This window comes from Legionella busanensis (assembly GCF_900461525.1).
Taxonomy (GTDB): Bacteria; Pseudomonadota; Gammaproteobacteria; order Legionellales; family Legionellaceae; genus Legionella_C; species Legionella_C busanensis.
In genome coordinates this window covers 573,551-594,782 of sequence record NZ_UGOD01000001.1, presented here as the reverse complement: position 1 = coordinate 594,782, position 21,232 = coordinate 573,551, and the positions used below count along the sequence as shown (strand labels likewise).

The window sequence follows — 21,232 nt, the reverse complement described above, 5'->3', positions numbered from 1 at the left end:
GTGTAGCCTTGATGCAGCAACGCGTAATCAAGCTTTTCATTCAATAAATCACTTTTGCAATTCGTTTATTTCGCATATCGTGCGAATATAAATCGGGGCTTGGCCCCAATGGGATAACATTATTCTTTAAACCTTGATTAGCTCAATTGTAGCATTTGACTGGGATCTACTTTGCTTTAGATGTATAGCTTTATATCACCCTTGACGTTACCATTTTGGTAACATATAATTTGTAATGATGAGAATAATAGCAAAAAGCCAATTAAAGAAGTATTGGGAACAGCCTGGTAATGAGAAGTCTAAGCCTTACTTAAATGAATGGTACCATTTTTGTTTAAAACAAAATTGGAGGACGCCTCAAGATATTAAAGACATGCTAAGAAATGCCTCATTTATTGCTAATGAAAGGGTTGTTTTTAATGTTAAGGGAAATGAGTATCGTATTATTTGTGCTGTGGACTATCCTAGAATGGCTATGTTTATTAAGTTTGTCGGCACTCATAAAGAATATGATCGAGTTAATGCCGCGGAGGTAGAACTAAATGATTAAACCTATACATAATGAGACTGATTATCAACAAGCTCTTAAACGCATTGAATCACTATGGGGTGCAAAAGAAGATACGCCTGAAGGTGATGAGCTTGATATCCTGCTTGTTTTAGTAGAGGCATATGAAAATAAACATTATCCTATGCCACCCTCTGATCCCGTAGATGCAATTCTCTTTTTAATGGACCAAATGAATTTAACCAGGAAAGATTTAGAACCGTTTCTTGGCCCTAGAAGCCGCGTCAGTGATGTTCTAAATAGAAAACGCAGTTTAACCCTACCTCAAATCGTTAAACTACATAAGGAATTACATATTCCCTATGAAAGTTTGATTGAAGAAAGACACTACTTATAAAATAATGAATGTCGCCTAATAAGAGACATTTATCTACAAAATAGATAAATTTAACGTTGGCAGTCTATTTATCCTTCCAACCATGTGCGAGTCTTTCCAACTCTATATAGTTATTATTTCTTGTATCCCGGGCTTGTAATACTCAGCTTTACCAGCTTTCACAATTAAGTTAGTTCTTGGCTGATATTCAGCACCACTATGCGTGTGCCCACAAAGAACTAAAAAATCGATTAAAGGATTCTCAATTGCAAAAGGCATCAATATATCGCCTATCGCTTTAGAACTAAAATAAGGCAGATAATTATCATCACTTATTTGACCCATATGCTGAGAAACCTCTTTGAATGGAGGGACATGGGTTAAAATGATGATCTTTGTGGGTTGTTGCTTAACCGCTTGAGTTAGATCATTTTTCAGAGCATTAGCATCTTGGTCAGCTAATCCCTGCATTTTTTGTAATAGATGCTGTCGGCCCAACATTTTTTCCTGAAATAAATCAGCAATCATTCGGCTGTCATTAAGTGAAACAGGACTATTTTGATAATCGCCCAGCCGACCATCAGCCCAACCGTCTTGACCTAATAAAACTGTATTATTGGGAAGTTGTTGTAACCCTGACGCTGGCAACCAAAATAAGTTGGCATTCGCTGTGCTTAATTCTGTTAGGGCCTTGCGAACATCATTAATGTTTCCTCGATAGTAATCATGGTTTCCAACAATAAAGTAGATAGGCTTTTTAATTTGTCCAACCATTTCCTTTAGAATATTAATCAACGAAGTTGCTTCGGCAATATCACCACTAATTAGTATTGCATCACAGCCGGTAACTAGAATGTTCTCATAGTATTTTTGACGAGCTTCAACTTCTAGAAAATTGAGATGAATATCTGTTAACCACGCCAATTTCATTTTGGATGCCTTATTTATTATTGTGCAAGCCTTTCTATTCGCTCTATGAGAGTTTGAACGCGTTGCATTGTCACTGGCCCGTCACTGACATGGCCAGGTAGTGACAACATGAATTGATCGTTCTTTAAAAATTCATTGAATATTAATTTCAAATGAGATTTTAAATCATCTTTAGAAGCTTGTACTTGTTCGCCAATATCAACACAGCCGGATATTACCGTTATAATGTCTTCAAGATCATGACTGCCAAGAAAGTCATTGTTTCCTCTTGATTTAAATGCCTCAATTTTAGTGGCTAAAAAATACGGGGCTGTCACCGATTTAATCTTGATATCATCTGTAATTTGATGAATGACAGCATGTTTAATTGCTTCTTTATACCAGAAATTTCCCCAACCCAGGATTTTTTCATCAGTAGGCATTACATCGAGTATAATATCGTCGTAATGCCAACGACAGGTAACATCATCTTGTAGCGAACGGTGAAAGCCTTTCTCTTTTATTTTTTCCTCAAACTTGTAATACTGTCCTAAAGATAAGACATCAATAATGCAATCCACGTCCAGTGTTGGCCGAACATCCAGAGAAAGCGGATCATTGATAAAAAGTGCAGTGGTGCAGCCACCTAGATAAACGACTTCATCGTTTAACTCTCCAAGTTTTCGCGCGACAAATTCCAACATCTTTAAATTTGAGGTTGCACGCTGGTTTCTTTGAAGCATAACTTCTCTCTTAATAGTTTAATTGCAATATTCCGTTCTCTTGCTCTTCCTATGCGTATTGCGTCAATCAGAGCCAACAATTCGTAAAACAGTTGATCTGGGTGCTTAGATATAGCTTGAGGTACTGATCGGTATAAAGGCTCTAAAGCTAATCCTCGACACTCTCCCTCAGCATATGGCCATACCGGTATAGGATCATCACCCAACATGAGATGCTTTTTAAATAAAGGCGCTGCATAACTTGTGGGAATACCTCGCGTATAGGATCCTAACTCCACAGGAAAGAAGTATTTTACACCATATATTAAGCACTCTTCACATGCAGACTTTATAGGCATTCGGATTATTTGATTGGAAGTGGAATCTTTAGATTTATGAAGTACAGACATTAAGGATTTACGATAAACAGGACCTAATAACCCTGATAATTCTAGACGCTTCATCCCTTCATGAATTTCAGATGCACTCATGCAAAGGTATGTCGCCAAATCTTTTTGAAGTAATTGAGCGGGATGTTTATTTGCAATAATTTTTAGAAGCATTACGATATCTTGTGGCTTTAACATTTCATATGATCAGTTCATCAGCGTAAATAAAGTATAGCATAAATTCGCAATTTGCGATTCGCGAATCGAGATTCGCGAATCGTCTATATCTTTTAGGCATTATTTAAGCATGCGAATTATTCATGTCCCCTAGTCCCAAAATTATAAAAAGAGGTAGGGACGAGTCTAGCCCAGTAAAGACGCGGATGCCCACTTGTCCCCTTTGCCCCAGGTATTTTTTACATGTCTACGCCTAAAAGTATTCAATTAATGAATTTAATTCCATTTGAATAGGTCTCTAATGAAAATTTATTCTCCTTCAAAACTAAAAGTGTATGTCCGTCAATTACATCAGGAAGATTAATATTCCATAATTTTTTATACCAAGAATCATCCTTAGAAATAGGTTTTTTAATTAACTCATAAGCCAATGCGGCCTCATCTGTAAGATGGCCTTGCTGGTATTGTTCTTCTATTAAATCAATATTTGTCTCTAACCAACTTAAGGATTCATTCATTTCACGGATAGTAAATTGATTCCAAGTGCAGGTAAACGGTGCACCCATATGTCCACTGATCCAAAAATTGGGCATAAAATGCATGATTAAACGAGATAAAAGAGGCTCTTTTCCCGGGCTGACATGAGATACAAATATTGATGGTTTGCTCTTATTTTTAACCTGCTGATACAAAGCTCCAAATTGATGTAGTACAGTCCAAACCTTACCCCCATTGCCTGCAATTGGTTTATCGAATAACTTCTTACTAACCAGAAAATTGCCTCCCAAGCCGTAAAGAGAAAATTCAAGTTTATTTTCACCATTTTGGAATTGATAAAAGTGGTTTTCATCAAGCATGTGCAGGTTTTCAACGCTGAGATTGCTATTTAATTGCCTCAAAACTTGTACATCTTCGTGATTTCCCCAAACCGCATAAACAGGAACTGAAAACTTTTTCTCACCTGAGATATAATCAGGGAAATCACCTAATAATCGATTTTCTTTGACGATCTCTATTAGCTTGTCACGATTAGTCTGCTTATCAACATTATATTGACGCCAAATTGGTGAGTGAGAAATTAATAAACGTAATTCCCTTGGACTGAGTCGATAAATACTCTGTTCATCATAAAATCCAAAATCTCCAGCATGGATAACCATATCTGCTTTTGTCTGGTTCGCTTTTTCATTAATGATATCCAAATTACCATGAGTATCGCTGATTAATAGAATTCTACGCATAAGAGACCTATAGTCTTAATTTAGCCAAGTTATTGATCATCATGAGTTTCATCATACGTAGAAATCAGGTGACTAATAACGTCTACCAATCCGATTAATTCATGAGATTCATCATCCTTAACTATATCTAATAACTGATCGAGGACACTAGCTAACTGCTCGTATTCATCTCCATTTTGAGGTTCACGAATTACCGGTGAGATATATTTCCAGTGTTCTGTTAGTTCATTGATTTCATAACTCAGCCGTCTCCATCATATGTTCAAGCAAAAATTTGGCTACTTGTTGCATCGGCTTACGTAGCCGCTCAACATCTTTCATAATATAACCTGCCGTTACATCATTATTCATTTTATGATTTAGCAATCGCTTTAAAGCGTAAGCTGGTAAATCAAGACTTTCAGCAATAGTTGCAAAAGTGCGACGTAGATCATGTAACGTAAATGGTACACCTGATAATTCAACTACCTTTAACACTGCTTTTTTAGGCTCATAGATATAACCTGTTTTACTATTAGCTGGAAAAACAAATTCGCTGGTTTTCTGACGACTTCTACGCTTAAGTAGCTCGTAAATAAAATCAGACATAGGCAGTGTATGCACTTCTCTATTTTTAGTATCTTGTAATGTAATAGTTTTGGCTTTTAGATCGATGTCACACCAACGCAAGGAACCCGCTTCCGTTTTACGCATTCCGGTAAATAGTAGTAAGAGAAAGTAATCATGCCATAGTAGCGCATTGCGATAATCCTCTCCTTCTACTAACTGTTTTAAGCCTTTATACCAATTAGCTAGCTGATGCGGTTTAATGACTGTTTGCTTGCGATCGACACGAAACCATCCACGAGTATGCGAGAGATATTTTACTGGATTCACTACAATAATGGGTTGGCCATCACCCGTTTGGTATTCATACATGGCGAAGTTAAAGAGTGCCCTTAAAACTCGCATAGCATTATTAGCACGTGCTTTGCTATTGGTTTTACCATGCTCTGCGTGACGTTTAGCAATCATTTCGCGAGTGATTTTAGTAAGGGGTTTATTAAGCCAGTCAGGTACGACTTCATGCAGCACACAATGATAGTCAGTTAAAGTTCTTGGTTTTAAATCTTTACGGGCTTTTAGATAATCTTTAAGTACTTGCTGTAGCGTCATTGCTTGGACTTGTTTAGTCTTCTTCTCAGCAATAGGATCATCACCTTTAGCCACACTACCCAAAAGGCTTTTAGCCTGCTTTCTCGCTTCCTTAGCCGTAATATTACCGTATTTACCAATCGTGACTCGTTTTACTTTGCCATTAATACGTGTTTCGACAATAAAGCTTTTCATGCCACTGCTGGTAATTCTTAATGCAAAACCTTTTAGGTTCTCATCGCGATAGAAAGATTGATCTTTTCCTGGAATCGGTTCGAGTTTATCAATAATTGATTTTGTTAGGCGCAAACTAGTTGGATTAGCACTCATATTTTTCCTTCAAATGTCATGTAGACAAAATTCTCATGTAGACGCAATGTAGACAGATTATTTAAAATAATAGAAAATCAAATAAAGCCAATTATGGCTTAATAACATTGATTTTTAAAAATTTTTTTAAGGAAGTTTAAAAAGAGGTAAAACTAGCTAGAAGGGGTATATTTCAGACTCATAATCTGTTGATCCTAGGTTCAAGTCCTAGTGGGCCCACCAAAATCAAGTAGTTACGGTATTTTCAAAAAACTCGAAATTCTCCTGTAGGCAGATTAATAGGCTTTATGAAGGTTATAAGGAAATCCTAAATGTCAAATGAGAAAAATACTAAGGTAATCCACAGTAAGACCCCAGAATCAGCTGCCATGGCGGCCAACACCAAGAAAGCGATGACAATCACTGCCAAGCTTAATTGCTTAACATATAATGATTCCCATGAAATCCGTGCACTGTTTAGTGAGCTTATCGGTAAACAAGTAGACGAAAGCTTTTTACTAATTCCCCCCTTTTATGCTGCAGGAGGAGATGAAATTCGTATCGGACGTAATGTTTTCATAAATCAGAACTGTACATTCTATGATCTTGGTGGACTCCATATCGCAGACAATGTGATGATTGGGCCAAATGTTAGCATCATCACTACTAGCCATGCCCTTGAACCATCTAAACGCCGTACAACCACAATCGGAAAACCTATCATGATTGAGAGAAACGTCTGGATAGCCGCTGGTGCAATTATTGTTGGTGGTGTGACTGTAGGTGAAAACTCGGTTGTCTCTGCTGGCTCAGTAGTCACTAAGCATGTTCCCCCCAACACCCTTGTTGGAGGAAATCCTGCTCGAGTCATTCGTTCTATCAGCGATGATTGAAAAAGCAAAATCGTAACCCATATGGCTAGCTAAGCTAACTTTTGTCCTTTTTCATCTTACAGAAAACTACCCCAGCGTAGCCTTGATGGAGCAACGCGTATTCAAGGTTTCCATTTGTTAAATCACTTTTGCAATTTATTTACTGTGCATATCTTGCAAACGTAGATCAGGCCTTGGTTCAATAATTTGAGATAATTTTTATTTTTTAAACCTTGATTACGCTGCGCTGCATCAAGGCTACCTCTCTACTTGTGCTTTATACCATTTGGATTGTGAAGTACCGTTTTAAATCATACTATTCATTATTTATTAATTGAAGCAATACAAGTTACTTCAATGAGTAAGCCAGGTATAGCCAGTGCCGCTACACCAATAGATGTACTCGTATATGCTGAATTAGGCATGCATGCTTTACGTGCTTGAAAATAACTTTGTCCGTTTGTATTGATATCTACTATGTAAGAAGTCATAGAAACGATGTTGTCCAAACTTGAATGAGCTGCTTTTAAAGCATATTCAATATTTTTAAATGTTTGTCTAGTTTGAGATTCCATATCGGGCGCAACAATCCGTCCCTCTTTATCTTGCCCGGATTGGCCTGTCACGAATATTAAGTCACCGTATTGAACACATTGGGTAAACCCGTATTTTTCATATGAAAGAAGATCTGGTACCTCAATAATTTTTTTCATTTATTTTATTCTTCAGGTTAGAAAGTATGTTTAAATTATAGAAGGAAATAACCTTTTTGCATTTAATTTAAGTATATTACTTATAGCATCTGGGAAAATCAAAATCCTTACCTAGAGAAGGATACTAAGTATCAATACACTGCCTGAGCATGGGCAAAACCCGGGTAGCCTTGAGGGAGCAACGCGTGATCAAGGTTTCCATTCAATAAATCACTTTTTCAATTTATTTACTGTGCATATCTTGCAAACGTAGATTAGGCCTTGTCCTAATAATTTAAGATAATTATTATTCCTTAAAACTTGATTACGCGTTGCTCTATCAAGGCTACCTCGCTGTATCAAAGATACCTCACTGAGCAAATGTATGTTGAGCTTTGGCCCAACAGTTTCAATCTTAGAGTAAATAACCAATTCATGATTTGTTGGGCTGCACTTCGTTTAGCCCAATCTACTTTGGCTTTCCTGCGATTCAAATGAGCATAGATAACGTAGCACATCTTAGTTGTAGGACAGCATAATCTAGAGATTTTATGAATTCAATTTATGAGGAATTAATGCTCAGTTTAAATTATACTAAGTTAAAAATTTTTTCTCGAAACTAGAACAATATTTATGTAACTACGAAACCTTACAATCAGAGTAAGTAAACCCAAACCACCTAAAGAACAAGGAGAGTAGCATGTCAGTAAACACCATAAAACCGCTAGTAACTGCAACAGCAACTAATACAGGAGGACGCAACGGCCATTCAGAAACCACTGATCATTCGGTTAGTGCAAATTTTTCCGTTCCCAAAGAGATGGGGGGTCCTGGCTTACCCAATACCACCACACCGGAACATCTTTTTGCTGCTGGTTATGCAGCTTGCTTTGGTGGCGCATTAGAATTTGTGGCGAGTCAACACAAGAAAAAAGTCAATGGTGCAACAGTAACATGTCATGTCTCTGTTGGCCCTCGTGAAGGCGGCGGGTTTGGTATTGCAGTTAAAATGAATGTTAAAGTTCCATCTCTTTCTACTAATGAAGCAAAAGAATTAGTACAGGAAACACACGAAAAAATCTGTCCCTACAGTCATGCTACACGTGGTAACATCGATTTTGAATTGGAAGTCGAAGGTGTGTAAAATTTTAGTAAGCGTAACCGTGATGCAGCGCAGCGTAATCAAGGTCTTTATTCGCCATTTATTTAATTTAAATAACTTGCAAACATAGATTGGGCCTTAGCCCAACAATTTAGAACATCCACTATTTCTTAAACCTTGATTACGCTGCACTGCATCAAGGCTACTTTACTGAAATTAACTTTCAAGCCTTGCATCATACAAATGAATTGACAAAAAATACCTGCACTAGCAATATATCGCTCCTTTAAACCCATACTAAGCAGTTAGACTCAGAATCATTATGGATACATTGGTCATTACCTCTACTTCATCGCACAATAATCCTTATCAGGCAACCATTACTATTGATCCAGACTGGAAAAAGTATTGGTTGAAAAAAGAATTTCATACGCCACTCTATCAAGCACTCGCAGCTAACATCATTAACATTCCTTATGTAGATATAAAACATAATTTTATGGAAGTTGATGGTGTCATTATTTATCGCCCCAATCATGATGTAGGCCACAGTTTAAGACAGGCAGCCAATACTCAATTTTTATTAGAGACTATTGCTACCGTTGGTTTACCAGAAATCCAAAATGCGCTACAGCGTCTTACCAATGAAGAAAGAGAAGCTGTTATGTTGGCAGCTTTTTTATTTAGAGCAGGCAGAACTAATGAACGGGGTGGGATTAGTGATCCCAGTAATGCAGAGCGATCAGCTTTAATTTTTACTGAAATTGCTAAGGCAGTTGAATTTAATGCAGCCCTTGTTGACAATATTGCCTTTAGTATGTGTCATTACATACCCATCTTAGATAAAGAATTTACCACGTCAGTTCCTCATCAAGGTTATGAAGGGGATAAATCGACACAGATAAATAAATCAAGATTAGTCAAAGGAGTGCTTGACTTAAGTCATCATAGTGACTTGGTTAGATGCTGGGGTAATATTGATAGGATCAATAAAAATAATCTTGAGAATTTGTCAGGATTATTACAGGCTAATTACGTAAAAGAATTTAATGATATTTTACTGGATTTTGCCCGAGCCAGTAATGGCATGACAGGCCAGCCATATTATAAGCACAATGGAACTCATAATAAATTTCTGCCACCAATATTACTTAGGAAAAAGACGGTAACACAAGTTGGTGAAACCTTTGCAGATTTATTAAAGCTAATGAATCAATTTCTGCCTTCTATCAACACTAAAAAAATTGAAAAATCTAAACAAAGCCCGTTAGAAGATGACCAACATGTTAACGACGCAAGTACAGTTAACCCTGATTCTGCCAGTCACCTAAACTTAAGGTTATCTTTTTTTAAAAAAGCTAAAGATAAAATCATTGACAGTGTTGCTAAAAGATTTAATTTCTCTTAAAGAAAGTAAATAAGCATAGCACAGCCCAACAGCGTCAATCATAGAGTAGTCGCTAACCAATTCATAATTTGTTGGGCTGCACTTCGTTTAGCCCAACCTACTTTTGTTAAAATCAACTAATTGTTTAGGGTTGTTTTACTGTCTAAGGATTCACTTGGAGCAGTGGTTATTTCTTGCTTCTCTTTATGTTCATGCTTAAAAAAACGGCCAAACAATTTTGCTTTCGCTTGGATTTCATATTTTATTAATTTTGGAATTGCATGATTGTGCCGTTCCAAAGCAGCTTCCAATAGAGATATTTTGATTCCTTTTACCTTGCAGCCATTTTCTACTAAGTATTTTATCAGGGGTGCACAATCTTTAGTAACTGCTAAGCCTAGTGCACTTTCTCCTGATGAGTTAACTGCATTTTTATCGATACCAGCAGTAAACAATAATCTAATAATTTCAATCCTATCTTCTATACTGACATCATCGTTCTTTTCAGGGCCAATGGCAAAATGGAGTGCTGTTTCTTTTCTGTCGCAACTCGTATCATTAATTGGCATGCCTTTTTCTAACAGCATCTTTACTACATCGACAAAACCATTCGCTGCGGCTTTATGTAGCGCGTTTTTCCCACCACTGTAGTTCTTAACATCTTTCTTTTTGAAATCGATTTCAGGTAAGGTTAATAAATAAGCTAAGGTTAAAGGGTTATCCTCTGCCACGGATAGCAGCGTTCTTTTAAAACCATATTCTTTACTAAAATCAAAACGGCCATCTTGATGCAGTATTTTTAACACCTCAACTTGATCTTGTACTGCAGCTAATTCAAGCAATGATAATTTTTGATTATAAATTCCATTTGAAACTTCAACTTCTGCATTAAATTGTGTAAAAGTTGATTGCGATAATAAAAGGCGAACAATATTACAATGACCAAATGCAACTGCATAATGTAGCCCAGTAAAACCCTTACTATTTGCTGCGTTACTATCAACGCCTAAATCAAGGGCCAATCGTACATAATATTCATCGCCAGTTAAAACCGCATCATGTAAAATAGTATTACCGTCACTATCTACCTGATTAATATTAATCGATTTTAGGTTTAATAAAGCATGAATATAATTCTCTTTCTGTATACTAAATGCCAATTGTAATAAGTTCACTTTGGCACCTGACACATTAACCGCTTCATTAATGTAATTTTCATAGTCAGGTTGCTTAGACAGTGTTTCCAAAACTTGCTGAAAAATAAATGGCCTATCTTTTTTAATTGCAAAATAGGCAATTTGGATTAGTGTTTTTGTGTCATGCAATTCTTGAACATGCATAACAATTAATTTTTCTAGAATTGGTGCGTCCAGTAATTTTAATTCTATGAAAAAATCTAAAATATGTAAGTAACCTTGACTTAGAATCTGGATAATTAAAGTATGCCCACCTATATTCTTATTTAAATACTTAATAAGAAATTCAGCAGGTAAGAAGAATAACAATTCAAAATTATTTTCTATTATCTTTTCGAGTAAATACTCATCGTTTTGTAAGATTTCTTCGGCCTCAGCAATATCTAACAGTTGCTCTTGCTGGGTATATTGTTTTAAGTGCAAGGACGATGTAGGCATATAGTAGCAAATCTTAACGTCATAATCGGGTAGGCACTCATTGACATTTCTTAAGCGCGCATAAATCATTCTGGCGTAAAGTTGAGCTAATAATCGTGCTTCTAACGTATCGACGTTAATAAATACTTGGCAGCTATCATCTGCAGTAAAGCGCAAATGAGCAAAGACTTCATTGTGATATTTATATTTTTTTTCATTACGCAAAGCATTCTTAAATGCTTCTATATTATCTTTTGCAAATAAAACTTTATTAACTCGCTGTTTAAAATATTGCTCAGCTTCTGGCAAAAAATTAAAATCATTAGGACGAACAGAAGAGCCGACATCACGTGTTAATAAATGATCAGCTAGTAGTGCGTTCTTCATAATATCAAAAAAGATAACCCCCACTGTTTTAACTTTTTCTTCAGAAAAATTAAATGGATTAGGTTGTAAATCAGGCATGCCGTAGGTTGTAGACTGTTTTTTCGAATATAATTTTTTCTGTTCTTTACTATAGATAGGTGTTTTTTCGCTGCGCAAATGCACCCCTTTGCCATCCACTGTGTATATCTTTTTACTTTTAAAGCGCAAAGGATGATGAATAAAAGGCGATATGACACCATCTATAAATTGTAAAAAATAATTTGCATTGTCACCGCGTAATGATTTAAAGAGAAAATCATTGTTAATCCTTATCGTGGGAGCAGAATGTCTTATTTCGTCTCGTTGCTTAACCCTTATATCTTCTAATAAATTTACCTTGCGTAAAGGTAACGTATCGTTTTTATAGTATTGAGATAACATGGGAAATTTTTTTATATCTTTTATAACGTCCCCATAACAATTGTTAGAGTACTCGTAATGAAGCTTGACCTTTGACTTTGGATGAATACCGCGTCTTTCATAAATTAGATCGTATTTTTCATCCATAACCTGGACACCATTAACCCCAATATCGTGCTGCAAAACCAGCATATCTAATACTTCTTTAGCCAGTTCTTCTATTAAGTTTTGTTTATCAATTTTTTTTAATTCTACGACTAAAGGTATTTTATGAATACTATACATTAAATTTGCTTTGCGCATATTATTCAGCGAATCAGCACTGTTAAGAATGATTTTTAGCCAATTTTGCTTTGTGTTTTGAGAGGTTACTTCGGTGGGATCAAGCAACTGAGCAAATTGATGAGCAAGCGCATGAGTGACACCAATACTTTTTAAAAAATTTTGACAATTAACTTTAATTGCTAAAATTCCTTCATCATTTAATTTATTTTCCCAAATGGAGTGAGCAAATAAAGCCACAATTTGCAAATAAAATAAATCTTCTGGAGTAATTAGATTTGCAGCGTCAGGCTGAGTCTCTTCGAGAATATTAAACAAAATATTAATCAATGCAGCTCGCCTACAGGCAGATAATACGCCATAAGATTGTTGCGGGGTTAGAAAATCCCAATACTTATTTTTATCTGGCGTTTTTTGTTTTATAAGTGGTAAGTGGTATTTAGCAAAGATATTGGATTGGATGACTTCTAATAGAGGCGTTTCTAACATAAAAAAATTCCATTTATCATAAACTTGGGTAAAGTAATAAACCATCTAAGAAATAGCAAGAAATAAATTAAAAAAAACAGTGTTAACTTAAATTGAGCTGATTGTAAGAGAAATAATAAATTGGCAATTGCTTTATGATTTTTTGATAGAATATCTTTATTAAAATACTGGCGTACTGGAGCCAGTATTAAAATCAAACTAGTATGGCTTTATTTTATGAATAATGAGTTAACAGCATGAGCGTATTCTTAGAAACGAAAAATTTAATCATCAAGACCCCGCAATTAGAAGATTTTGCTAATTTATACGCTTTGCAAATGGATGCTGAGGTCATGAGGTACATTGGGCAGGGTGTACGTACTCATTCGGAAGTGATGAGTGGCTTAGAGAAAGCACTAGCTCATCAAGAGAAGCATATGTTTAGCCTTGGGTGTGTATTTGAAAAAGAAAGTGGCCTTTTTGTTGGACGAGCTGGATTAATTTATCTAGCTTATGACGATACTCAGCCTGAAATTGAAGTAGGGTATGCGCTCATTAAAGCTGTCTGGGGTAAAGGCTATGGCGTTGAGCTTGCACAAGCACTTATTAATTGGGGATTTCAACACCTAACTATTAATAAATTAGTTGCTGTCATTAATCCTAATAATAAACATTCACGTCGCGTTTTAGAAAAAGTAAATATGAATTATGTAGGACGTGCACATCACTGGAATAGTGAAGTAGCCTTATACGAAATTCAAAAAACTCTAATAGATTACAACAAAATAAAACTTATTCCTGCTACTTTAACAGACCATCCTACTATACAAAACTTAGCTAGATTTTATGTTTATGATATGAGTGAATATCTTGGACATGAAGAAGGTTGGGAAATTCCTGAAGATGGCTTATATGAGTGTATTGATTTTGAAAAATATTGGAAAGATGAAAGCTCTTTTCCATTTATAATCCGTTATGCAAATGAACTAATTGGTTTTGCTATAGTTGATAAAAAAGGAAGCGAACCCAGCATTGATTTTAATATGGCGCAATTTTTTGTTGCTCGAAAATTTAAACATAAAGGCATTGGTCGATATATTGCCGAACAATGCTTTAAAAAATTTCCCGGCGTTTGGGAAGTTATGATTATACCAAGGAACGAAGGTGCTTATCGTTTCTGGCGATCAACTATTAAAAATTATAGTAAGGATCAATTTACCGAATATACGCGTGAAATTGCTCACTTTAATAACAGCAAAAAAAATATTTTTAGATTTAATTCAAAATAATTAAACCAACACTGATTAATAAAATGAGAATTATAACGAATATTTTATGTTTATGCGCCATTAAAAATATCCCCTGCACAAATAAAATGTTCAAATTCGCTTACATAATAAAATCATAGCTTAATTTAGAAGCGTAGCTTTGATGTAGCGCAGCATAATCAAGGTTTTTATTCGTTAAATATCATTCGCAATTCACCTAGGGCGCCTATCTTGTAAATGTATATAAAACTTTGGTTCAACAATCGGGATATTTATTATTTCTTAGACCTTGATTACGCTACATCAAGGCTACTTCGCTGTGATGAAAATTTAGTGCTATCAAATATGGTTATCTTGCAAGCTCCTTTCTTCTAAAAGGTAATATGAACAATTCTCATGAGCTTAAAAGATAATCGGTCAGATTTAGAGTGAGATCAGAAAATGTTACATGTCCGATATTAATTAGGGTATCATCATTTTCTATCTCACCCATTAATCATAAAGAACATTGGAGAGATGTTTACGATATTAAGTTTAAAAAACTAACTATTGCTACACCAAAGCGGGATATGTCAGGCACACTCAAATTTGACAAACTATTGAATGCAGCTAAGAAATATACTATTTCAACTGCCCTAAAATGTGAGGGCAGCATTGATTTCATTAATGGAATGAACCTGACTCATCAACCCCTAGTAGTAAGAAATTTGCTGACAGTAAAAGGATGGTTAACCCAATCAACTGAACAAAGTTTACTACCACAAAGCACGTTTTTAGTATTAAGTAATACAAGGGAAACTATTTTTATCAAAACACATAAAATGTTGCGAATAGATGTAGGTAATTACTATAAAAATCGAGCACTAGATAATTCTGGATATGCTTCTTTTGCAGATGTAACAAAAATTTCGGGAACCTATACCTTAGGTTTAGCTTTCCTTGAAAAAGATCAGATAAAAATCTGTTCTAAATTCAATACGTTGATTACGTTTAAGGGCCTGTTTTAATATAACCTCTTTATTCTAAAACAAGTTTTTAGGCTATTTAATCATCATTGAAAAATTAAGCTTGGCCTTAATCTATGAAACAAAAATAAAATTGCTGGGCCCAGCCCAGCTTACATTATAGAAAATTTAAGAGGGAACTTTATTCACCATGATGTCCGCCGAGATGTCCATCGCCGTGATATCCACCGCCTGAATGACTACCTTCTCCACACTTCTCCAAGTATTGAGCATGAGCACTTTGGCAATCTGACAAGCATTCGTCATCACCTTTACAAACCCGTTGGCATTTGGAATATTTAGTTTGACATGCACCTTTACAGAGCTCATCCGCGCTTGCAACTTCTATTGAAGTGGTAAAAACAACAAATCCAAATATAATAGGTGAAAATAAGGTTTTTGCTAGCTTCTTCCTGATCATAATTGCCCTCCCTAGCAAGAAAAAGATTTCTTTTAACTACTAATACACCTATTGAGCGATGAATTATATTTATACATAGTGAATTATAGTTATACTAAAATATAATTCGAATTCTTTACAGGCATTATTTTAAATATAAGTTATTGATAATAAATAACTTTTAATAGTTGATTAACCAACTAATCAAGCAGTAGGTCAAACGCTAAAACCTTGTTTTTAATAGTGTTAAAGAATTGGTAAGAATAGCTGAATTCCTTAGTATTTTATGGTCAATTTATAAACACTATTATGCTATAATATACAAGGCAACCTCGTTTCAATAATAGAAATTATTTCATGGAGAATTCAAATGGACACATTGAAACCGTTAGGTCTAATTAGCATATTGACATTTTCCTTAATTGGCGCCACTAGCGCTGCAACTAATATAAATGTCACTTCTGAGACTTCTAAGGTCAATATAACGAGTGCACAAAAGACTTTCAACATAGCCACTGATTACATTGGAAGTGGAAGAATACGTAGCTATGAGTATTGTAGCCGAAATGTATTTAAGCCTTGTATGAAATCAGGTGGTTCATATCGTTATTGCAACAAACAACATCATTTATGCACTTATGGACACCTTTATAATTGTATTAAAGGTAGTAAATGTTAATTTGAGAATAATGGCTTAAGTTACTGCTAATAACCCAAGTTATGGAGAGGCCATATTGATAATTTTTCAGATTAATTTCACTGTGCTATTACTCACAACCTGATTAGGTTAAGCTTTACCTAAAATCATTCATCGCAAGAATAGTTTGCTGCGAAGATTTAAGTGGTTATTGGAAATAGAGCTTAAAATAATTATTATCAGAAAAATACTTTCTAAGCGAGACAAAATCTGCATGGATGAACTTAATAAGCAAACTTATTCAACAGGAACCATATGGGAAGAAATGGGCGGTTTTTCCCGTGCTATACGGATAGGAAGGCATATTTATATTGCAGGAACAACCGCCACTAAGCCGGCCGGCCTTGTAGGTAAAAATGATCCTAAAAAGCAGATGGAATTTATTTTAAATCGAATTGAACAATCAATTATTACCTTAGGCGGCACCTTACAAGATGTGGTACGGACACGATTTTATGTAGAAAATATTGCCGACTGGGAAAGCGTTGCTAGAGTACATGGCCTTAAATTTAAGTTAATTAAACCTGTCAATACGCTAGTACAAGCCAAACTTGTAGGCAACTGCTTAGTAGAGGTCGAGGCAGAAGCCATCATACAATCCACAATTTAATCAGCGAAAAAAATATTTTATAAGGATTAAAATTCCATGGTTAAAAGCAACGTTAAATGGGGAATCTTAGGTACAAGTTTTATCTCTCAACAAATGGCAATTGCCATTGCAGAATCTACAAAAGGACAGCTTACAGCAATTGCTAGTAGAGATCTGTCTAAAGCAAACGATTTTGCTAGAAAATTTTCTATTTCACAGATATACAGTAACTACACCGCCTTAATTGATGATCCAAATTTGGATGCTATTTATGTAGGTTTGCCTAACCACTTACATAAGGAATGGACGATAAAAAGCTTGGAAGCTGGCAAACATGTTTTATGTGAAAAACCTTTGGCTCTCGATGAGAAGGAGGTTTTTAATATGATGACCACTGCTAAAAAGAGAGGGTTAGTATGTATGGAAGCTATTATGTATCGCTGTCATCCTCTTATCCAAGAAATCAAAACCCTTTTGCAGCAAAAGTTGATTGGTGAAATCAAGCTCTTCCAAGCCGCTTATACAGCAAAAATAGCCCATCTGGCTAATCCAGTTGCAGGAGGTGCTATTTATAATCTCGGTTGTTATCCATTATCTTTAATTCAATACTTATCAAATGCTGAACCTGTTAATTTAAAAGCATTTGGTGTTAAAAACTCCGAGCACTCTCACAATGATACCCACGCCTCTGTCATTTTGGGATTTAATGATCAATCTATAGCAGCAATCACCGTTTCAGATGGCTTAGAAATGAGTTGGCAATTTATGGTATGGGGCAGTAAAGGTCGCCTAGAAATGCTCACTAATCCTTGGTTTCCCACAATGGGTGAGCAGGTTTTCCGTGTCTATCTAGATAATGAGGAAAAGCCAAGGGAGATAAAATTAACAAGTGATTTATCTGCTTATACGTATCAAATCAACACAGTAAATACACTAATTCAACATCCACATACCTCATTAAAAGAACAAGTAACACTACAAGAAAGTTTGCATAATATTAAGTTATTAAAAAAATGGCGCAATGAAGTGATTGGATACTTAGAAGAAGCTTTTTAAATTCTTGACATCATTTATATTTTTATAACCTAATTTATCCTTATGGATATGAAACCTGTTTAGTGTTAATAGTCAATTATTTTCCTACTAATGAAGTATCAATAGAGAGCGTGGACATGGGTCTTGCGCTTTGGTTTTGAGGTTTTCGACTTAATTTCGGTAAAATGATACTAAGAGTAATAATGATGATGGCTAACCATTCACTGGAATGAGGGGACTCTTGCAGTAGTAAAAAAGCAAATGCAAGGGAAAAAATTGGATTTAATAAATTAATATTAGCTACATAAGTGAGTGGAAGAACGCTTATCGCTTTCACCCAAAAGATTTGTGCCAATACAATAGCAACGCCCGCATACAGTAGCATCAAAATCCAGAAATTACGGCCAAAAGCTTCCATAAAATGGCCAGGGCCCAAAAGGATAACAGCAATGCAGAAAAAAATGATTGCGGAAATAAAATTTCGGCTGAATACATAGGTTGGGATAGAGCAGCCAGGTAATAACTTTTTGCTTAGTAATTCGTTAAAAGCAAAGAAAATAGCTGCGCTTAAGATTAGCCAATCACCTAAAGAAAAATGAAATCCTTTATTGGTGTATACCAAAAGGGTTATGACGGTAATTCCAATAATCAGATAACCCAATATCTCTAGTTTTCTTAATCGAAGCCCCAAAACGAAATAAGCCAATGTCATGTATACTATGCCATTAAAGCGGCTAATAAGAATTAAATTAATGACTGTAGTATATTCCAATGCAATAAAAATTAATGCTGGATATACGGTGCTAGTCAGGGTAATGGCAAATAAATAAAATTTTGTTTTACGAGGCAGATTGATGATTTCCTTGAGAATGTCTGTAAAACTGTGAAAAACTAATATAATTATTCCCGCACAAAGATTGCCTATAAAAAGAACATTACAAAATGAAATTGCCCCAGGGTTGAAAATACCGTAATACTGGTTCCGCTCTACCATTAATTTTATTAGTACAGGCCCTAGAGAAAAAAGTATAGCGCCGATAACTAAAAAAACAATAGCGCGTCTTTTTGCGAGTGAACCATTGGCAGAAATAGGCTTCATTAACTATGAGATTCCAGTTTTTTTAATTTATTTACTTGCTCTTCAAAAGGTTTTTTGTAAATACAATCACACCGACCGGAACTCTTTTGCCATTCTATAGTGAACGTTAAGGCTCCTAGCCAAAATTTTAATTTTTTATTCATAAGATTAGCTCCCTCTAAATTTATGAATTTATCAAAACTATATGGCGGGATGTTTATCATTTCAAGTAAATTGTACAATTAAATTTTTAAAATTTATTTACATAGTATTGTAAATATTAAATGGACTTATCTTTAACATTTTTAGCTAAGTTAGAATGGTAATAGTAACGAATTGTTTAACTACTTCTATTTGAGAAATGTGTGTTTTCCTTAGCTATTAACAAGAAGATAAATTGCTTGACTTGGTTTAACTTATCAAAGGAGTAAGATTGCTAGGATTTACTATTGTACTTTACACTGATATCTAGACAATAAAAGGAATTAACTATGCGGCTTAAAGTAGAAGAAAATCAGTCAATGCTAGATGATTTAAATATAATACGAAGGAAGTTAAATCCGCTGTTAAAAGACTTCAATTTAAAAACAATTGAAGAAGTTGATGGCTTACATGATTTTATTGAGACTTGTGATAAAGTTAAAAGTCAGCTTAAAGCAAGCAAGTTAAATCAGAGTAAAATCAATTTAGAACCTATTATGCAATATAAACAAGTAAAGTCTATGTTGCCTATGCCATCTGTAAGCGAAATAGGTGAACTTATTAATTTGTTAGGTGATCTTTTTCAAGGGAAAGGAAATGATTATCTGCAAGAAGTACTCAAAAATGCTGAACTCTACTTGAAAGTTCAACCAAAGGATGAAGACGATCCTAACAGCCGTAAAGTATTAACGATTAATATCCAATTAGCAGCAACCGTTATTGATAAATATGCACACCTTTTAGAAGTCATTTTAGGTAAAGGACAAAAAAACTTTTTGCAGGATCAACAAAATCTTATTGCAACTGCCTATAACAATGTGCTGCAAGCGGATAGACGATTAGAAGAACTACAGCGTGCACGCTTTTGCATGGGGTTAAAGTATCTTCTTGCAGAAGCTGAGCTTTATATTGATCATCATAAAGGAAGAGCTTGTTGTTTTGGTTTATTTAAGAAAAAACCAACTCAACAGTATAAAGATTTAATTAATTGGTTTGACGAATTAAGCCAGCAGCCGCTTTCTGCGCCAGAACTGGCGGGTGCTATTTATTTTATTCGCGATCAAATTAGTATGATACATTTAACAGGTGAATATGAAGCCATTCGCGATAGCTTAGATAAACTGCTTAAGGAAAATAACTACCCTGCTTATTCTAAACAAGATCCGCAGCAATTAATTAAGCATTATATGGAAACCTTTGTTATACGAGCTGAAGTGATAAACTTCAATCTATTTTCTTTAATTAAACAAGATGAGCATAAGCTTTGTATTTAATAATTAACAATGTGGCCTTGGTATATAACGTAGTCAGGGCCTTCATTTAGAATAATGAAATCATATAATAGGCAAGAAAAAGCTAAATAAACCTTGATTACGCTTTGCTTCATCAAGGCTACATTTGCTATATATATTTCATAATTTAATTGCAATTTGAGCTAGAGATGATCCAACTACGCGAACCCGCTGCCCAAGATGAAGCTATATTTATTAATACCATGCAAATTAGCCGTCATTTTCATTTTCCTTTTATATCGGCTCCCTGCACTTCAGAAGAATTCCAAACTTATTTAAGTAGAAGTAGACTGGAGAGCGAGCGATATTTTATTGCTTGGGATCAGAACGAAGAGATTATTGGTGTTTTTAATATTAGCGGTATTATGCGTGGCGTCTTTAAAAGCGGCTATTTAGGCTATTATGCCTGTATAAATCATGCTGGCAAGGGTTTAATGAGCCAAGCTCTAAAGCTTGTTTTGCAAAAGGTATTCACCTCTTTAGATCTTCATCGCATTGAAGCAAATATTCAACCTCGTAACACAGCTTCCATTCATTTGGTAACTAGAAATGGCTTTTTGAAAGAAGGATTTTCGCCTCGCTATCTAAAAATTAATAATATCTGGGAAGATCATTTTCGCTTTGCATTAACTCTTGAAGATTGGTTATTAAATAAAAATTAGAAAATTATTAGAAATATAGGTAATAACGTTGGTTAATTG

The 21,232-nt window shown here is 35.1% G+C and carries 22 protein-coding genes; 12 read left to right on the top strand and 10 right to left on the bottom strand.

The genetic code is table 11. The features are described from left to right. Positions 1 to 235 precede the first annotated feature (235 nt). Positions 236 to 550: a type II toxin-antitoxin system HigB family toxin gene (locus DYH30_RS02705; protein ID WP_242604714.1), complete on the top strand. Its 315-nt coding sequence runs from the start codon at positions 236 to 238 to the stop codon at positions 548 to 550. Beyond that, entirely contained in the window at positions 543 to 905 is a 363-nt protein-coding gene (locus DYH30_RS02700; protein WP_115330179.1) for a helix-turn-helix domain-containing protein, read from the top strand. Before DYH30_RS02705 ends, DYH30_RS02700 begins: the two co-directional genes overlap by 8 nt. Positions 906 to 1,007: 102 nt before the next feature. Here the strand turns inward: DYH30_RS02700 and DYH30_RS02695 are convergent, their stop codons facing one another. The 5 genes from DYH30_RS02695 to DYH30_RS02670 form a co-directional block, all read right to left on the bottom strand. Next, positions 1,008 to 1,814, bottom strand: a complete 807-nt coding sequence (locus DYH30_RS02695) for a metallophosphoesterase family protein (RefSeq protein ID WP_115330178.1) — start codon at positions 1,812 to 1,814, stop codon at positions 1,008 to 1,010. Positions 1,815 to 1,831: 17 nt separating this feature from the next. After that, positions 1,832 to 2,536 (bottom strand): hypothetical protein, encoded by a 705-nt coding sequence (locus DYH30_RS02690; protein ID WP_244917897.1) that lies wholly within the window; start codon positions 2,534 to 2,536, stop codon positions 1,832 to 1,834. Then, on the bottom strand, positions 2,500 to 3,102 hold the full coding sequence (locus tag DYH30_RS02685; protein WP_115330176.1) for a hypothetical protein: 603 nt from the start codon (positions 3,100 to 3,102) through the stop codon (positions 2,500 to 2,502). The genes DYH30_RS02690 and DYH30_RS02685 overlap by 37 nt, the downstream gene beginning before the upstream one ends. Before the next feature lie 242 nt (positions 3,103 to 3,344). Beyond that, a complete protein-coding gene (locus DYH30_RS02680; RefSeq protein WP_115330175.1) occupies positions 3,345 to 4,322 on the bottom strand; it encodes a metallophosphoesterase family protein in 978 nt (325 codons plus the stop codon). Between the two features lie 234 nt (positions 4,323 to 4,556). Next, positions 4,557 to 5,786: a tyrosine-type recombinase/integrase gene (locus tag DYH30_RS02670; protein ID WP_115330174.1), complete on the bottom strand. Its 1,230-nt coding sequence runs from the start codon at positions 5,784 to 5,786 to the stop codon at positions 4,557 to 4,559. 311 nt (positions 5,787 to 6,097) lie between these two features. Here DYH30_RS02670 and DYH30_RS02665 point away from each other — a divergent pair, with 311 nt between their 5' ends. After that, positions 6,098 to 6,658: a sugar O-acetyltransferase gene (locus DYH30_RS02665; protein WP_115330173.1), complete on the top strand. Its 561-nt coding sequence runs from the start codon at positions 6,098 to 6,100 to the stop codon at positions 6,656 to 6,658. 302 nt (positions 6,659 to 6,960) lie between these two features. Here the strand turns inward: DYH30_RS02665 and DYH30_RS02660 are convergent, their stop codons facing one another. Then, positions 6,961 to 7,350, bottom strand: coding sequence for a RidA family protein (locus DYH30_RS02660; protein ID WP_115330172.1), 390 nt, complete (start codon positions 7,348 to 7,350; stop codon positions 6,961 to 6,963). Positions 7,351 to 8,029: 679 nt separating this feature from the next. On the opposite strand from DYH30_RS02660, the gene DYH30_RS02655 reads away from it, so the two are divergent. Together DYH30_RS02655 and DYH30_RS02650 are read left to right on the top strand one after the other, a co-directional pair. After that, positions 8,030 to 8,473 (top strand): organic hydroperoxide resistance protein, encoded by a 444-nt coding sequence (locus DYH30_RS02655; RefSeq protein ID WP_115330171.1) that lies wholly within the window; start codon positions 8,030 to 8,032, stop codon positions 8,471 to 8,473. A gap of 280 nt (positions 8,474 to 8,753) precedes the next feature. Continuing rightward, positions 8,754 to 9,839 carry a SidE phosphodiesterase domain-containing protein gene (locus DYH30_RS02650; RefSeq protein ID WP_115330170.1) on the top strand — a complete coding sequence of 362 codons (1,086 nt, stop codon included), beginning with the start codon at positions 8,754 to 8,756 and terminating at the stop codon, positions 9,837 to 9,839. Positions 9,840 to 9,955: 116 nt separating this feature from the next. Here the strand turns inward: DYH30_RS02650 and DYH30_RS02645 are convergent, their stop codons facing one another. Continuing rightward, on the bottom strand, positions 9,956 to 12,988 hold the full coding sequence (locus tag DYH30_RS02645; protein WP_160116144.1) for an ankyrin repeat domain-containing protein: 3,033 nt from the start codon (positions 12,986 to 12,988) through the stop codon (positions 9,956 to 9,958). A gap of 236 nt (positions 12,989 to 13,224) precedes the next feature. Between DYH30_RS02645 and DYH30_RS02640 the strand changes: the two genes are divergently transcribed. Both DYH30_RS02640 and DYH30_RS02635 read left to right on the top strand, forming a co-directional pair. Next, positions 13,225 to 14,256 (top strand): GNAT family N-acetyltransferase, encoded by a 1,032-nt coding sequence (locus DYH30_RS02640; RefSeq protein ID WP_115330168.1) that lies wholly within the window; start codon positions 13,225 to 13,227, stop codon positions 14,254 to 14,256. A 407-nt stretch (positions 14,257 to 14,663) separates the two neighbouring features. Continuing rightward, on the top strand, positions 14,664 to 15,242 hold the full coding sequence (locus DYH30_RS02635) for a hypothetical protein (protein WP_115330167.1): 579 nt from the start codon (positions 14,664 to 14,666) through the stop codon (positions 15,240 to 15,242). Between the two features lie 139 nt (positions 15,243 to 15,381). Here DYH30_RS02635 and DYH30_RS02630 read toward each other — a convergent pair whose 3' ends face one another. After that, positions 15,382 to 15,660: a hypothetical protein gene (locus DYH30_RS02630; protein WP_115330166.1), complete on the bottom strand. Its 279-nt coding sequence runs from the start codon at positions 15,658 to 15,660 to the stop codon at positions 15,382 to 15,384. Between the two features lie 349 nt (positions 15,661 to 16,009). Between DYH30_RS02630 and DYH30_RS17815 the strand changes: the two genes are divergently transcribed. The 3 genes from DYH30_RS17815 (at position 16,010) to DYH30_RS02620 (ending at position 17,981) form a co-directional block, all read left to right on the top strand. Further along, on the top strand, positions 16,010 to 16,318 hold the full coding sequence (locus DYH30_RS17815) for a hypothetical protein (RefSeq protein WP_131740671.1): 309 nt from the start codon (positions 16,010 to 16,012) through the stop codon (positions 16,316 to 16,318). A gap of 232 nt (positions 16,319 to 16,550) precedes the next feature. After that, a complete protein-coding gene (locus DYH30_RS02625) occupies positions 16,551 to 16,946 on the top strand; it encodes a RidA family protein (RefSeq protein ID WP_115330165.1) in 396 nt (131 codons plus the stop codon). A gap of 36 nt (positions 16,947 to 16,982) precedes the next feature. Further along, positions 16,983 to 17,981: a Gfo/Idh/MocA family protein gene (locus DYH30_RS02620; protein ID WP_115330164.1), complete on the top strand. Its 999-nt coding sequence runs from the start codon at positions 16,983 to 16,985 to the stop codon at positions 17,979 to 17,981. A gap of 76 nt (positions 17,982 to 18,057) precedes the next feature. On the opposite strand, the gene DYH30_RS02615 is transcribed toward DYH30_RS02620, so the two are convergent. Both DYH30_RS02615 and DYH30_RS17895 read right to left on the bottom strand, forming a co-directional pair. Further along, entirely contained in the window at positions 18,058 to 19,059 is a 1,002-nt protein-coding gene (locus tag DYH30_RS02615; RefSeq protein WP_115330163.1) for a DMT family transporter, read from the bottom strand. Continuing rightward, the gene (locus DYH30_RS17895; protein WP_160116143.1) at positions 19,059 to 19,202 is read right to left on the bottom strand and encodes a hypothetical protein; all 144 of its coding nucleotides are present in this window, start codon (positions 19,200 to 19,202) and stop codon (positions 19,059 to 19,061) included. The genes DYH30_RS02615 and DYH30_RS17895 overlap by 1 nt, the downstream gene beginning before the upstream one ends. Before the next feature lie 327 nt (positions 19,203 to 19,529). On the opposite strand from DYH30_RS17895, the gene DYH30_RS02610 reads away from it, so the two are divergent. Both DYH30_RS02610 and DYH30_RS02605 read left to right on the top strand, forming a co-directional pair. After that, positions 19,530 to 20,513 (top strand): hypothetical protein, encoded by a 984-nt coding sequence (locus tag DYH30_RS02610; RefSeq protein WP_115330162.1) that lies wholly within the window; start codon positions 19,530 to 19,532, stop codon positions 20,511 to 20,513. Between the two features lie 167 nt (positions 20,514 to 20,680). Further along, positions 20,681 to 21,193, top strand: coding sequence for a GNAT family N-acetyltransferase (locus tag DYH30_RS02605; RefSeq protein ID WP_115330161.1), 513 nt, complete (start codon positions 20,681 to 20,683; stop codon positions 21,191 to 21,193). The last annotated feature ends 39 nt before the right edge of the window (positions 21,194 to 21,232 follow it).